Here is a 15,236-nt window from a genome sequence, read left to right on the forward strand (position 1 = left end):
GGAGCATGGGATTTTGTTTGCCGATTTTTCAAAACAACAAAACGTTCAAAAGTATGAAAAAAACCTTTTACCGGCGGAATTACCTGCTTAAAATTATGAGAATCAGTCTCGTACAATTATTCATCACCATCCAGTTTGCAGGCATTTCCCTCGCAGACGGATTCGCGCAGGATGTGCTCAACCGTCGCTTGACGGTAAGTATCCGTGAGCAGAAAATTGGCGCTGCACTGGATAAGATCAGTAAGCTCTCCGGGGTAAATTTTATGTACAGCCCCGAGCTGATCCAGTCGCAGCGCAAGGTGAGCTTTGAGGCAAAGGACTCCAAGCTCGAATCCGTGCTCGACCAGTTTCTGACACCGTTACAAGTAACTTATGAAGTATCCGGAAAGCAGATTCTGCTGAAAAGAACTTCTGCCAAACAATCCCCCAACAGCCAGGAAGGCGCGGGAGTAAATGCGAAAAGCGCGCAAAGCGCTGACGTTTCCATTAAAGGAAAAGTAGCCGACGCAACCGGCGCCACAGTTCCCGGCGCGACAGTTGTACTGAAAGGCAGCTCATCGGTAGGTACTACCACAGACGCCGACGGTTCATTTTCACTGAACGTACCCGACGGCAGCACAACACTCGTTGTTTCTTCCATCGGCTTTTTGACGCAGGAAGTGGACATTACCAACAAGTCTCAGATCGACATCGTACTGCAATCAGACGTAAAAGCATTGAGCGAGGTGGTGGTAACCGGATATTCTTCCCAGTCCAAAAGAGATATCACAGGTGCTGTTTCTACAGTTGACGCGACCGAGCTCACGAAAGTGGCTGCTCCAAATGTAGCGCAGCAGCTGCAAGGCCGCGTGGCGGGTGTGACGGTTACTTCCAACAACTCTCCGGGCGGAGAGGCGACAGTTCGTATCCGTGGTTTTGGTACGATCAATAACAACGATCCATTGTACGTGATCGACGGGGTACCGACAAAAGGCGGCCTCAACAGCATTAACCCGAACAACATCGAGTCAATGCAGGTTTTGAAAGATGCTTCTTCGGCTTCCATTTACGGTTCCCGCGCTGCTAACGGGGTTATTATCATTACTACCAAAAAAGGGAAAGCAGGTGCAGCGAGATTCACATTCAACTCACGCGCCGGTTTACAAACAGGAAAAGTGGACCTGGACCTGATCAAAGACCCGCAGCAATTTGGTGACCTACTCTGGACGCAGCGCCGCAATGCAGGTGTGCTGACAAACGGAAATCCATCGCACCAGCAATACGGAAACGGCCCGAATGCAGTAGTGCCTGACTATATCCTCGCGGGATCAAGCTACGGCCTTTCTGCCAGTGATCCGCGCGTTAATCCATCGCTTTACAACTACAACCGCACTGGTTTTTACCAGATTGTAGAAGCTAACAAGGAAGGAACAGACTGGCACAAGGAGATCCTTCGCCCGGCTGCCATTCAGGAATACAACATTGGCGCGAGCGGCGGTACCGAAACCGGCCGTTACGCCATTGCGCTTAACTACTTCAAGCAGGATGGGGTTTTGATTCACACTTCTTTCAACCGTTACTCGCTGCGCTCGAACACAGAGTTTACATTCAAAAAACGTGTTCGTTTGGGTGAAAACCTGGAAGTAAGTTATACTGAAAACAAAGGTTATTATGCCAACAACGGTACTGCCAGCACGCTGAACAACCAGGATGGTAACCCGATCGGAAATGGATACCGCATTCCGTCGATCATTCCTGTGTACGATATCAAAGGCAATTTCGCAGCAACCAGAGCAGCCGGACTTGGTCCAGCTACCAACCCGGTAGCTCAGCTGTGGAGAACAAGAAACAACCAGACCAACAACTTCCGTGCATTCGGTAATGCTTACATGGAAATTGATATCCTGAAAGACCTGACTGCCAAGTCGAGCATCGGTATTGATCTGAATGCATTCAACCGGGTGGGTTATACTTTAATGGACCTTGAAGAAGCGGAGATCGAAGCGGCAAATGCATTGTCGAACGAGAATGCTTACGATATCAACTGGACGTGGTCAAATACTTTGAACTACAACAAGAACATCGGCGCTAACCACAAGCTGGGCGTTTTGCTGGGTACCGAAGCAATTAAAGGAACAGGCCGCAACTTCAATGCGACACGTACTACTTTCTTCTCGGAAGATCCTCAGTACATGTTCCTGAGCTCAGGTACAGCAGGTATCAACAACGGAGGCGGAGGTTACGAATGGGCACTTTTCTCGATTTTCGGAAAGGTTAACTATGCGCTGAAAGACCGCTACTTGCTGGAAGCAACAGTGCGCCGCGACGGATCTTCCCGTTTTGGCCAGAACAACCGTTACGGAACATTCCCTGCATTCAGTGTGGGATGGAGATTGTCGGAAGAGAACTTCCTGAAACCACTTACCTGGCTGGATGATCTGAAATTAAGAGGAGGCTGGGGACAAACTGGTAACCAGGAAATCGGTAATTACAATGGTTTCAGCACGTACCGTTCAAGTCTGAGCTTATCTTCATACGCGATCGGCGGCGGTAACAATGCAGTTGAGCCTGGTTTTGACACAGAAGCATTCGGGAACCCTGATGCAAAATGGGAAACTACGACACAAACCAACATCGGTCTGGACGCGACTTTCCTGAAAGGCATGTTCAACTTCAACCTGGATTTGTATAACCGTACTACTTCGGATATGCTTTATCAGGTAGCACTTCCTGCAACCCAGGGTGTAGCAACAATCCCGTTTGTGAATGTGGGTGAAATGAACAACAAAGGAATTGACCTTGCTCTGGACTTCAATAACAAAGCATTGAACGGAGACCTGACTTACTCGGTAGGAGTTAACTTTTCTACTTACAAAAACGAAGTGAAAAAGCTGAACAACAGCTCTTCCGCAGTACTTCTTGGCCCTGCGATCCGCAGCTATACCTGGACCCGCTCGGTAGCCGGCATGCCCCTTTATTCATTCTACGGTTTACAGATCGACGGTATCTATCAAAATCAGGGAGAAGTGGACAAAGGACCTAAATACCCTGGCTACGCAGCAGTTGGTAAATATAAATACCACGATACGGACGGCGATGGTACCATTACAGACAACGACCGTGTGTTCCTGGGCAACCCCCACCCTGATTTCACTTACGGTATCAACCTGAATGTTGGTTATAAAAACTTCGACCTTTCGGCATTCTTCCAGGGCGTAAAAGGAAACGGGATTATCAATATGGTAAAACGCTGGGTTGACTTCAACAACCAGGCTGGTAACAGAAGTCTGCGCATGCTGAATGATTCGTGGACACCTGAAAATCCGGATGCAGTACTTCCGATCCTGGACGCAAACGACAGCCGCAGCCAGCAGCCTTCAAGCTACTTTATCGAAGACGGTTCTTATTTCCGTATGAAAAACCTGACGATTGGCTACACACTTCCAAGTACTGTTTTGTCAAAAATCGGATTTGAAAGTGCGCGCGTTTACGTGCAGGCTCAAAACCTTTTCACGATCACCAAGTACAGCGGTATTGATCCTGAGGTAACATCGGTGGGTTCAACTCCGGGAAGTACTGTACTGGGTGTGGATCAGGGTAACTATCCTAATTCCAAAATGTACCAGATCGGTATCAACTTCGGATTCTAACAACAGGGACAAAACTTTTTATCTGTGAATTATAAGCTAATAGATATGAAAAAGAGCATATTAACTGCAATGGTCTGCGTGGGAATGCTGACTTCCTGCGGCAAAGAGTTTCTGGAAACGACACCGCTTGGTGTTGGGAATGAACAATCACTTTCAAATAAGGCGGGTGTAAATGCGGTATTGATCGGTGCGTACAGCTTGCTCGACGGTGTTGGCGCCGGACCGGTTAATACTTCTTCGGTAAGTAACTGGATTTACGGCTCCATTGCCTCCGACGATGCATACAAAGGTTCCGACGTAGGTGACCAGGCGCAGATCACGACCATTGAGCGTTACATTCCGCAGGCGGACATTGGCGCATACAACGACAAATGGATCGCGGTATACGACGGTGTTTCCCGTTCCAACAATACTATCAAGCTGATCGGCCTCGCTACGGATATGACCGATGCAGAAAAGGCACAGGCAATGGGAGAAGCCCGCTTTTTGCGCGCCTGGTACCATTTCGAAGCTAAAAAGCTTTGGAACATGGTTCCTTATGTTGACGAAACGGTAACTGATTTCGTGAACCTGCCCAACACGGCGGATATCTGGCCGATGATCGAGGCTGACTTCCAGTTTGCGGTAGATAATGTATCAGCAACCAAGGCGCAGGCAGGCCGCGTAAGCAAGTGGACTGCTAAGGCTGCATTGGCAAAAGTGCACATGTACCAGCAGGATTATAAAGCTGCAAAACCTCTTTTGGACGATATCATTACCAACGGACCTTTTGCATTGGTAAATAGCTTCCACGATAACTTCCGCATTGCGACCGAGAACAACAGCGAGTCTATTTTTGAGGTACAAATGTCGGTTGGTGACGGCGGAAGCGGCCAGAATGGTAGCTGGGGAGATAACTATAACTTCCCTTACGGCTCAGCGCCGGGCGGCTGCTGCGGATTTTTCCAGCCTTCTCAAAACCTTGTGAATGCATTTAAAACGGATGCGGCCGGTTTGCCATTGCTGGATACTTTCAATGATGTGGATGTAAAAAATGATGAGGGACTTGCTTCCAGCGATCCGTTCACGCCTTACGAAGGAACCCTTGACCCGAGACTCGACTGGACTGTGGGCCGCAGAGGATTACCGTTCCTGAACTGGGGCACCCACCCGGGCAGAAACTGGATCCGCGACCAGGCTTTCGGCGGACCTTATACGTTCAAGAAGTTCTTTGCTTACAGCGGTGAAAATGCAGGCGCTGAATCACCCCGCGCAAATGCGAACAACTACCGGGCAATCCGGTTTGCCGACATTCTTTTGATGCGTGCAGAAGTGGCAGTGGAAGAAAACGACCTTGCAACTGCATTGAAATTTGTTAATCAGGTAAGAACGCGCGCGGCCAATGTAGTGGTAACGGACGCGAGTGGAAAGCCGGCAGCTAACTATCTTGTGAAAGCTTACCCGGCATTTGCAAGTCAGGATTATGCAAGAAAAGCAGTTCGTTTTGAGCGTCGCGTGGAGCTCGCAATGGAAGGCCACCGTCACTTCGACCTGGTTCGCTGGGGAGTTGCTGATTCAGTTTTGAATGCTTATCTGACCAAAGAAAGCAAGAAACGTTCTTACCTGTCGGGCGCCACTTTCGTAAAAGGAAGAAGCGAGTACTTCCCGATCCCCCAGGCTCAGATCGATATCATGGGGGCTAATGTGTTGAAGCAGAATCCTTAATATTTTTTAATTGCCACGAATGCACGAATGAGGCACGAAAGTATTCGTGCCTCATTCGTGCATTCGTGGCAATTAAAGGCCCTGTTGTAGATTACTTCCCTTAATGAAATCGACAGCGGACAATGATAATCAGATCTTTCTCGACTCTATAGACCAGGCGATGCTCTTCGTTAATGCGTCTTGACCAATGACCTGAGAAATTAGAGCGCAGCATTTCCGGCTTTCCTTGTCCCTCGAAAGGAGTTCTCAAGCACTCTTTAATAAGCTCATTAATTTTCTTCGCGATACTCTTATCTGATATTTGCCACTCCAGATAATCTTCCCAGGCGCCTGTCTGCCAGGCGAGCATCATGGTTCTATCAGATCCCTAAAAATGAACTTTCCATTTTCAACATCTTCAATCGCTTTCAGCAAGAGCTCTCGATTGCGTGGATCACTCATCAAATATTCTGTCGTGTCCATTTGAGCAGAAGATTTGGGTTGAGATTTTAGTGTTCTCAAAAAATTCCGGATCGCTCGTTTTTCCCTTTTGGCCGGCACTGCAAGTCGTAACATAGTGAAGATTTTTAATGTTAGTATGTGTCATGAATTGAGGAACCAGGACAAATATAAAAATATCCGCTAACTCTTCCGCATCGAAGAACCCCTCACTATCAGCTCGGTATTCAAAACTTTACGCTCGTGTAAATTGAGCTCCTCCGCGTCGACCAGCTGCAAAATCCACTCCGCCGTAGACTGCCCCATTTCCAGTGTGGGCTGGCGGATCGTAGTTAATCCAGGTCCAATGTAAGCCGATTCCGGGTTGTCGCTGAACCCAACCACACCCAGTTCGTCAGGTATAGCAATTCCCTTTTCTTTGGCAATGAGCATGATTTCAATGGCTGCCGAATCATTCACAGCGAAGATCGCATCCGGGCGCTCGGCGAGGTCGAGCAGGTACTGTCCGTAAATCCGCGCTTTTTGCTGGGTCAGCATGCCTTGAATGACCATGTGGCTTTCAATGGTTTTGCCGTGTTTTTGCATTGCTGCTTTATAACCTCTCAGCCGCTCCTGGCTGACAAGTAAGGTAAGCGGCCCGCCGAGGTGCGCAATGCGTTCGTACCCGTTCAGGATCAAATGCTCCACCGCCATGAATGCGGATTCGAAATCATTCACCACCACTTTGGGCACGTCAATCTCTTCACAGACCCGATTGAACAGGATCAGCGGGATACCCCTTTTTTCAAACACACTCAAATGATCAAAATTGTTCGTCTCCTGCGTCAGCGAGATCAGCAGCCCATCTACCCTGTTCGCCAGCATTGCCTTCGTATTGGAAATTTCCACCTGATAGGATTCATTGCTCTGCATGATCGTCAGGTTATAGCCCGCCCTGGTCAGTACCTCATGAGCGCCGATGATCACATTGGGGAAAAATGGATTATGAAATTCCGGCACGATCATCCCGATTGTATTCGTGCGGCTTTTCACCAGATTATAAGCCAGCTGGTTGGGCTGGTAGTCAAGCAAGGCGGCAGTGTCGAGTACCGCCTGCCGAGTATCCGGACTGATATCAGCGTGTCCGTGCAATGCACGTGAAACTGTAGAATTAGAAACCCCCAGCGTCCGCGCGATATCGATAATGGTTGTTTGGTGACGTTTTCTTTTCTGCTGAACCGCCGTAGAAACGTCTTTTTCCTGGATTGTAAAATAGTAATTGCAAGGCTTGCAAAGGAACCGCTGCTTACCCCGAACATACCCAGCTTTCATAATTCCTTCTACCTGCCCGCACTTCACACATTTGATCATTTCAATTGTACTATTTAAATAAAACACTTCTGCACGCTCCCATTCCTGCCTTCTCACAAATCCAAGCTCAAAAATAAAGAATTATTATATTAATAATTTATAAAACCATATATCGGTAACGTATTCGCAAACGTTCCCGATAGTTTTTGAGCAATTTTGAGATTAGATAAGGTTTAAACCGCCTTGATTTCGGCATTTGCACCGGTTAATTTCAGTTAAAAAGGCCCAGATCACACCGGATTGCAGCCTGAATTGCCTGTCTATTCTATATCTGAATCCGCGAGAAATCTGTTTCGAATTGAATTATTCCGTTATCCACTCTAACCCTATATTCTTTAATATGCAGAAAAAAATACGCATTTTGCTTGGGCTCCTATGCTTGTCGCTGAGCCTTGCACAGACCACTTTCGCCCAGTTGGGCAATGTCGCCGGAAAAGTAACTGATGAAAAAGGGGAAGGTGTTCCCGGAGCCAGCGTAACTGTTAAAGGCACGCAAACAGGAACCCTTACGAACGTGGACGGTACTTACGCCATTGAAGCGCCTGCAAATGCCACGCTGGTTTTCTCCTTTGTTGGTTACCTGAAAGAAGAAGTGGCCATTAATAACCGCTCTACCGTAAATGTTACGCTGAAAGTAGATGCGAAAGCGCTGGAGGAAGTAGTCGTGGTGGGTTATGGAACGCAGCGCAAGGTGGAAACCACCGGATCAATTGCTTCCGTCAAGTCCGATGAATTGACGCAACTACCTATTACAAACGTCGCGCAGGGACTTCAGTCCCGCGTTTCCGGCGTGCAGATCAACCAAAACTCCGGCTCGCCTGGCGGTAATATCAGCGTGAGGATCCGGGGAACAAACTCGATCAACGGCAATGCAGAACCGCTTTATGTGATCGACGGAATTCAGATATCGAACAGCGGTGAGATCAATGATGTGAGTCCGCTTTCTACCATTAACCCCAATGATATCGAGTCTGTTGAAGTATTGAAAGACGCTTCTGCATCCGCTATTTACGGCGCACGTGCTGCTAACGGGGTTATCCTCATCACAACCAAACGCGGCAAAGCAGGCAGAACCAACGTTTCTCTCGAAAGCTATTATGGCGTGCAGCAGGTGACGAAAAAACTGGATGTTTTAAACGCAGCCGAATTTGCGCAGCTTGAAAACGAAACATTCAAAAATAACGCTTACCCTGATCCCGCGAGCCTGGGAGAGGGAGTTGACTGGCAGGATCTTATCTTCCAGAAAGCACCGATCCAAAATCACCAGCTCACGATCAGCGGGGGATCCGAGAAAACGCAGCTGTCGCTTTCGGCCAACTACTTCGATCAGGATGGTGTGATCATTAATTCCGATTTCAAACGTTTCACTTACCGGCTCAATGTGGACCATAATGTTAGCAAGAAGCTGCGTGTGGGAACCAGTGTTATGGGAAGTTTTTCCAACAGCAATGGGGTTGAGGCCGGCAGTACAAGTGTTGGCGATGCCGGTGTGGTAACCGGAACAGTGCTCGGAGCTGCTGTGGGCGCGCCACCAACTTTACAGCCCTACAAAGCCGACGGTTCTATATTCCCATTTGCGGAACAGGGGAATGGTCAGTACCGCGAAGTAATCAATCCATTGAATTACACGTCTATTTTGCGGAAGCGCAATATCAAGCGCGCATTGATCAACATTTACGGTGAATACACGATCCTTCCAGGACTTAGCTACCGGGCCTCTTTCAATGCAGATATAGACTCAAGACTTAACGACACCTACTTGCCTATTTCCATTATCGCTGCGAAAGACCGCAACGATAATTCAGGAACTGCCGCCAAGTTCAATTCCAACATGCTGGGGCTTCTTCACGAGAGTGTACTTTCCTATGGTACCAAAATCGGTGCTCACCACAGTTTGAAATTTACGGGCTTGTTTGCCACTCAGGTAGAGAAATATAACAAAAACCAAATCAATGCAACCGGCTTTCCCAACGATGCGACCAGGAATGAAGCGCTCCAACTCGCGTTGAACCGAACAGTATTAAGCTCGCGCAACATGCAGCGACTGGATTCTTACATGGGCCGTATTAATTATGGTTTCAAAGACCGGTATTTTGTTGACGTTACTGCGCGTGTCGATGGTTCAAGCAAGTTTGGGGCCAATCATAAATACGGATTTTTCCCCGCAGTATCAGCAGCATGGCGCATTATTGAAGAGCCGTTCATGAAAGATGCGACTTGGCTTTCGGACCTGAAATTGCGTGGTAGCTATGGTATCACAGGAAATGCAGGCGGAATTGATCCTTACCAGTCACTTGCAACGGTGGAGTCTGGCGGCGGCTACAATATCAACCATACTTACTTTACTGCCATTCGTCCTTCCGGGATTTCAAACCCCGATCTGCGCTGGGAAAAGTCGACGCAAACGAACGTAGGTATCGATGCAAGTCTGCTTAATAACCGCTTCTCTCTGATTGTGGATTATTATGTCAAGAAAACAGAAGACCTTCTTTATATCAAAACACTGCCGCTTTCCTCCGGTTACAGCAGCATTACCGGAAATTACGGCTCGCTGGAAAACAAAGGACTTGAAATCGCCGCAAATGCCAACCTGCTGAATGGTCCGGTAAAATGGAGCATTAATGGAAACCTGACCATTAACCGGAACAAGATACTAGATCTGGACGGCGGCACTACCGACGAAAGATTTATTACAAATTATACCGTTCTCAAAGTAGGTCAACCATTGGGCGTGTTTAAAACATACGTTTTTGACGGAATCAACCAGACCGGCGAAGCTATTATCCCTGGTTACGACGGCAGGCTGGGCGGACACAAAGTGAAGGACCTCAATAATGACGGCGCCATTAATTCCGCAGACCAGATCATTACGGGCAATCCAAATCCGAAGTTCATCTACGGTTTTTCTACGAATGTTACCTTTAAAAACTTTGACCTGAGTGCGTTTTTCTCAGGCACGGAAGGAAATGACATTTATAACGTAAGCCGCCTCTCATTCGAGAACCCGCTGGGTCAGCGCAATCTTTTTCAGGGCGTAGAGAACCGGTGGACACCACAAAATCCAAGCAACCAGTATGTAAGTCCTGCCGTTGCCGGCAGATTGCCGATTTCTTCCTATGCAGTTGAAGATGGTTCGTACCTGCGCTTCAAGAACCTGATGCTGGGCTATACCCTGCCGACGATCAAAGGAATCAGCAGAATCAGGATTTATGTGAGCGGCAATAACCTGTTCACATTTACGAAATACAGCGGCTTCGATCCGGAAGTGAACACATATGCCAATTCCAACACGACCATCGGAATTGACAACCTCGTTTATCCGCAATCGAAATCATTCCTGGGAGGCATTCAGCTTACGTTTTAAGCCCTAAACTTTGAAATATGAAACTTTCTAAAATAGCATTCAAGAAAATCCTTCCCCTCGTTGCGCTTGCATTGGGAACCGGTTCCTGCCAGTTGGAAGAAGAAGTTTACTCTTCGATCTTTGTCGAATCCTTTTATAAAACGGCCTCCGATTCTGAAAAAGGCTTGCTGTCAGTTTACGATGCCCTTAGCAGCCTTTACGGCGGTCCGGCTGCCACCATGGTACCTGATTTCAGCGCAGATCAGGTCTATCCGCGTGGCGTGGTAGGCCGCAACTCACTAACCTTATTCACGGTAGAACCAACTTATACAGTTCAGAAAAGTGCAGGTCGCACCAATGAATCGCCTCAGCAGCTCTGGATATCATCGTATAGTGGAATAGAAAGAGCCAACTGGATCATTACCAAAGTCCCGGACGCAACGATGGACGAGACCCGGAAGAAACAAATCTTGGGAGAGGCTTACTTTCTGCGCGCTTTTTACTTCTGGACGCTCACCAAGAATTTCGGAGACGTGGTGGTAAAAACCGAACCCAGCGTGACAGAAACCGAAGCCTATGCTCCGAAAAGTGCGGCAGCAGATGTTTACAAACAAATTTACAGCGATCTCGATCAGGCAGGACAGTCCGGGCTTGTCTCCTACCCTGCTAATGAAAAAGGGCGGCCTTCCAAAGAAGCCGTAGATGCGCTTTATGCCAAAGCTGCACTTTACAATCAGGACTGGGCGAAGGCGCTGGAAAAGGCAGAAGCTGTTATTAATTCTGGCAAATACGCTTTGCTGCCCAATGTAATGGATGTTTTCAGTTACCTGAAAGAAGATGAAGCGCGCCGGGAGAATATCTGGGCTTACGAAGCGGATCCTATTACGCCAGGAAACGGGCACCAGCTCACCAGTTTGGCTGGTCCGGTCGGCAGTGCGGGTGTGGAGTATTCAAAAACCTCCTATGGTTCGATGTTCGCCTATATGTCGTTTTTCAATTCATTTGATCCAAAAGACAAGCGCCGACAGTTACTGGACACTACTTTCATTGATAAATCTGGCAAATGGGTTCCTCAGAAAAGCATTACACCCATAACTACGGATGCTGTTCTGATAAAGAAATACCAGGATCCCGTTTCCAGCACAGGTTTGATCCCCAACATACCGATTCTGCGGATGGCGGATATTTACCTCATTGCCGCAGAAGCAGAGGCGCGTCTGAACGGACCTTCCGCTAAGGCTTATGAATTCATCAATGCTGTCCGCACAAGAGCGGGCCTGGCCGACCTTGCAAAAGGATTGACCAAAGATGCTTTTATCGACGCCGTGATTCAGGAGAGATCGTGGGAATTGTTTGCCGAGGGCGACCGCTGGTACGACCTCACGAGAACAAACAAATTCCTCACCGTGATTCCCAAGGCGGTTAACTCCGTCTATCCTTCACGCCCGGTTCAACCCAAAAACAAATACTTCCCAATTCCCCAGGACGAGATCAATGCAAACCCGCTGATTGAACAGAACCCGGATTGGAAGTGAGGCAATTTTGAATGATTGAATGAGTGAATGAATGAATGGTTGGTCACAATCGGCCGCAGCGCGGCCTCCTGTTTATAGAAACTGGCATTCCCCAAACAATCCCGAGCTCCGGAGGAGCTTCCTGGAAAACGAGCTGTAAAGAGAAAATGAATAAAGGTCCATGTAACAATCCGTTGTAGACCTTTTTTTACCTAAAATCAATGTGAATACAATATGCTAAGTGTCGCTTTCTTCCTATCGCTTTTCTTGAACAACCCCTCCTTCGTTCCCCGGAATGAAAAGGTGAAGGAATTCAGGATCGTGGAGAATGACACGCTGACTTATACATTGAAACTCGCGCTTGACGACAAAGGCCGCCCGCAGTATTTTTTCAGAAACATTTTCACACCGGTTTGCTACACCAATGAATGCAAACCGGTGTATATCAATTTTTACTGGGACTTGCTGGGTAACTATATGCGGTACGACCTTCCCAAAAACAAAGTGCTCACAAAAGTGGATCACGACGAGTTTAAGGAAGAGGATTACCAGAAGTTGCAGGATATTCTCGCGCAACCCAACTCCATTTTCGCAGACCTCAAAATGGAGGATCTCATCACAACAGGTACTGAAGACCTCACGGATTCAGTGGATGTAAAAGCCGGTGCTACCTTGAAAACCATCAAAAATCAGGTGATCGACGGCGCAGTTTATACCTGCTATACCCTCTGGCAAATCGCCTACGGAAAAGCGGTACCCGAAATGCAGAAGATCATCGAAAGCTACACCGACGACAAGCTGCTGCACAGCTTCCTGACCAGCAACAATTACCATTATCAATATTGGGCAATGGAAAAAGTGGTAGGTAAGGATGGAAGTGTGTCAAAACCTTTTGAACAAGACTTGCAGCAGATCATCGCCGGCAAAAATATTTTTACGGCCAAATATGCTTTGCAGCATGTGAACAACTCCTTCTTCGAAAGCGAAGCAAGGCAGGTCTGGCTCTGGGAAAGCTATCAGAAAGCTGCCTATCCATTGCAGATCACAATGTTGAAAAAGCTGGCCAATATTCCGCTCACCAGCTCACTCGCAAACAACCTTAAAGCCGCATTAACCAATGCAAACCAGGAACAAGCCTCGCTAATCAATCAAATACTGGCAAAAAACTAAACTCATGAAAACACCTGACAAATTGCTAAACCCCTTCAAAGTCCCCGGGCTAAAGCCCGGGGCAATGGATTATTTGTTCAATTTCTGTTGGCTGAAGCCAACCCGACCAATAGATTTTTTAATCAATTCCCGTTGGCTTCAGCCAACGGAAAAGACAACAAGAGAGACAATAAGAAAGACAATAAGAGAGACAACAAGAGAGACAACAAGAGAGACAATAAGAAAGACAATAAGAGAGACAATCGAGAAGACAATGGGAAACATGATTAGAAAGATGATCATATCATTCGTATTTCTTCTGTCTTTGTCTGTCTCTGCCCAAAATCACGTTTTTGTCGAAACAGAATCGTTTACCGACAAAGGCGGCTGGGTAATTGATCAGCAGTCTTTTGTAGTAATGGGCTCGTCGTACTTAATGGCGCACGGAATGGGGCGACCTGTGAAAGATGCGACTACTACAGTCAATTTTCCTAAGACGGGCAAATACCGAATGTGGGTGCGTACCAAAGATTGGGCGCCGTTCCCCAAAGGTCCGGGCAAGTTTCAGCTTCTGGTTGATGGAAAAGCAGCCGGTCAGGTATTTGGTGAAAGCGGGTCCGATGAATGGAAATGGTACGACGGAGGCCAGGTGGATATCAAGTCTGCCGAAACAAAGCTCCTGATGAAAGACCTGACGGGCTTCAACGGTCGCTGCGACGCGATTTTGTTTACTGATGATCTGAAATTTACCCCGCCCAACAAGCTCGAAGAGCTGACTGCCTTCCGGAAAAAACTGCTGCATCTGACTGACAAACCTGTCGAAGCCGGCCAGTTTGATCTGGTGGTAGTCGGCGGCGGCATTGCCGGGACTTGTGCTGCCATTTCTGGCGCTAGAATGGGACTTAAAGTTGCATTGATCCAGGACAGGCCCGTTTTGGGAGGAAATAACAGTTCTGAAATCCGGGTGCATTTAATGGGCGACGTGGACAAAAACCACTATCCCAAGCTCGGCCGCATTGTGCGGGAAATGGACAATGGTGATCCCGGAAACGGTAACCCGGATGCAAAAGAATACGGCGACGCGCGCAAGATATCCATCGTAAAAGCCGAGCCGAATATTTCCCTCTTTCTGAACACGCATGTTTATAAAGTGGAAAAAGAGAACGATATCATCACCGCGGTAGTGGGCCGGGATATTGCTACCAATAAAGAGACACGTTTTGCAGGCTCCTTCTTCTCCGACTGCACCGGCGACGGAACGATCGGTTTCCTGGCTGGCGCGGAGTTCAGAATGGGACGTGAGAGCAAGGCCGAAACAGGCGAGTCACTCGCGGCGGAAAAGTCGGACGATTTTACATTAGGTACCTCAAATTTGTGGGCTTCGCTCCCGCGCGACACCGTTTCTTCATTCCCGGAAACACCCTGGGCGATCCAGTTTTCGGACGAATACCACATTGACGAACCCAAGGCTGACTGGCAATGGGAAACAGGGTTTGGCAACTTCAATACCATTACTGATGCTGAGAAAATCCGCGATCACAACCTGCGCGCGATCTATGGAAACTGGTCTTATTTAAAAAAGAACAAAGCCGCGAAGTACGCGAAGCATGAGCTGGCTTGGGTTGCCTATATCGGTGGTAAAAGGGAATCGAGACGCATTATCGGTGATCATATCCTGAACCAGATGGACATTCAGGAAGGTAAATTTTATCCCGACGGTTCGGTAACTGCTACCTGGACCATCGACCTGCATTTTCCCGACGCCAAGAACAGCAAGTACTTTGAAGGCCAGGAGTTTTTTGCCGGAACAAAACACATCAAAGTGGCGCCTTACACGATCCCCTATCGCTGTTTGTATTCCAAAAATATCCAGAATCTGTTCATGGCCGGGCGGAATATCAGCACCACGCACGTTGCATTCGGCAGCACGCGGGTAATGCGTACCTGCGGCATGATGGGCGAAGTGGTAGGCTTTGCAGCATCTCTGACCAAAAAGTACAGAACCACTCCGCGCGGCGTGTACGAACAACATTTACCGGAATTAATGGGAATCCTGAAAGGAGAAACCCTCGCCCCGCAGCCTTGAGTAACATACTGATCTGCTGATTT

General features: G+C 48.0%; 9 protein-coding genes. 7 read left to right on the plus strand and 2 right to left on the minus strand.

Going from position 1 to position 15,236, the window contains the following annotated elements; genetic code table 11:
- Positions 1-53 precede the first annotated feature (53 nt).
- Both ASG33_RS12550 and ASG33_RS12555 read left to right on the plus strand, forming a co-directional pair.
- Positions 54-3,629: a TonB-dependent receptor gene (locus ASG33_RS12550; RefSeq protein ID WP_056286482.1), complete on the plus strand. Its 3,576-nt coding sequence runs from the start codon at positions 54-56 to the stop codon at positions 3,627-3,629.
- 45 nt (positions 3,630-3,674) lie between these two features.
- Positions 3,675-5,333 (plus strand): RagB/SusD family nutrient uptake outer membrane protein, encoded by a 1,659-nt coding sequence (locus ASG33_RS12555; protein ID WP_056285269.1) that lies wholly within the window; start codon positions 3,675-3,677, stop codon positions 5,331-5,333.
- A 100-nt stretch (positions 5,334-5,433) separates the two neighbouring features.
- Here ASG33_RS12555 and ASG33_RS12560 read toward each other — a convergent pair whose 3' ends face one another.
- On the minus strand, positions 5,434-5,685 hold the full coding sequence (locus tag ASG33_RS12560) for a Txe/YoeB family addiction module toxin (protein WP_409012516.1): 252 nt from the start codon (positions 5,683-5,685) through the stop codon (positions 5,434-5,436).
- Positions 5,686-5,954: 269 nt separating this feature from the next.
- Positions 5,955-7,121, minus strand: a complete 1,167-nt coding sequence (locus ASG33_RS12570) for a LacI family DNA-binding transcriptional regulator (protein ID WP_056285274.1) — start codon at positions 7,119-7,121, stop codon at positions 5,955-5,957.
- Between the two features lie 340 nt (positions 7,122-7,461).
- Between ASG33_RS12570 and ASG33_RS12575 the strand changes: the two genes are divergently transcribed.
- The 5 genes from ASG33_RS12575 (at position 7,462) to ASG33_RS12595 (ending at position 15,213) form a co-directional block, all read left to right on the plus strand.
- Positions 7,462-10,485: a TonB-dependent receptor gene (locus ASG33_RS12575; protein WP_056285277.1), complete on the plus strand. Its 3,024-nt coding sequence runs from the start codon at positions 7,462-7,464 to the stop codon at positions 10,483-10,485.
- Between the two features lie 17 nt (positions 10,486-10,502).
- On the plus strand, positions 10,503-11,999 hold the full coding sequence (locus ASG33_RS12580) for a RagB/SusD family nutrient uptake outer membrane protein (protein ID WP_056285280.1): 1,497 nt from the start codon (positions 10,503-10,505) through the stop codon (positions 11,997-11,999).
- Between the two features lie 213 nt (positions 12,000-12,212).
- Positions 12,213-13,148: a hypothetical protein gene (locus ASG33_RS12585; RefSeq protein WP_056285283.1), complete on the plus strand. Its 936-nt coding sequence runs from the start codon at positions 12,213-12,215 to the stop codon at positions 13,146-13,148.
- A gap of 132 nt (positions 13,149-13,280) precedes the next feature.
- The gene (locus ASG33_RS25945) at positions 13,281-13,418 is read left to right on the plus strand and encodes a hypothetical protein (RefSeq protein WP_200942776.1); all 138 of its coding nucleotides are present in this window, start codon (positions 13,281-13,283) and stop codon (positions 13,416-13,418) included.
- 4 nt (positions 13,419-13,422) lie between these two features.
- Entirely contained in the window at positions 13,423-15,213 is a 1,791-nt protein-coding gene (locus ASG33_RS12595; protein WP_229238629.1) for an FAD-dependent oxidoreductase, read from the plus strand.
- Positions 15,214-15,236: the final 23 nt, after the last annotated feature.

The sequence above is a fragment of the Dyadobacter sp. Leaf189 genome (assembly GCF_001424405.1).
Lineage (GTDB): Bacteria > Bacteroidota > Bacteroidia > Cytophagales > Spirosomataceae > Dyadobacter.

What these genes read in the sequence shown, in the direction of transcription:
- ASG33_RS12560 (WP_409012516.1), bottom strand. Translation starts at nt 5,685, where the DNA reads ATGATGCTCGCCTGGCAGACAGGCGCCTGGGAAGATTATCTGGAGTGG.
- ASG33_RS12570 (WP_056285274.1), bottom strand. Translation starts at nt 7,121, where the DNA reads ATGATCAAATGTGTGAAGTGCGGGCAGGTAGAAGGAATTATGAAAGCT.
- ASG33_RS12585 (WP_056285283.1), top strand. Translation starts at nt 12,213, where the DNA reads ATGCTAAGTGTCGCTTTCTTCCTATCGCTTTTCTTGAACAACCCCTCC.
- ASG33_RS12575 (WP_056285277.1), top strand. Translation starts at nt 7,462, where the DNA reads ATGCAGAAAAAAATACGCATTTTGCTTGGGCTCCTATGCTTGTCGCTG.
- ASG33_RS12595 (WP_229238629.1), top strand. Translation starts at nt 13,423, where the DNA reads ATGATCATATCATTCGTATTTCTTCTGTCTTTGTCTGTCTCTGCCCAA.
- ASG33_RS12550 (WP_056286482.1), top strand. Translation starts at nt 54, where the DNA reads ATGAAAAAAACCTTTTACCGGCGGAATTACCTGCTTAAAATTATGAGA.
- ASG33_RS12580 (WP_056285280.1), top strand. Translation starts at nt 10,503, where the DNA reads ATGAAACTTTCTAAAATAGCATTCAAGAAAATCCTTCCCCTCGTTGCG.
- ASG33_RS12555 (WP_056285269.1), top strand. Translation starts at nt 3,675, where the DNA reads ATGAAAAAGAGCATATTAACTGCAATGGTCTGCGTGGGAATGCTGACT.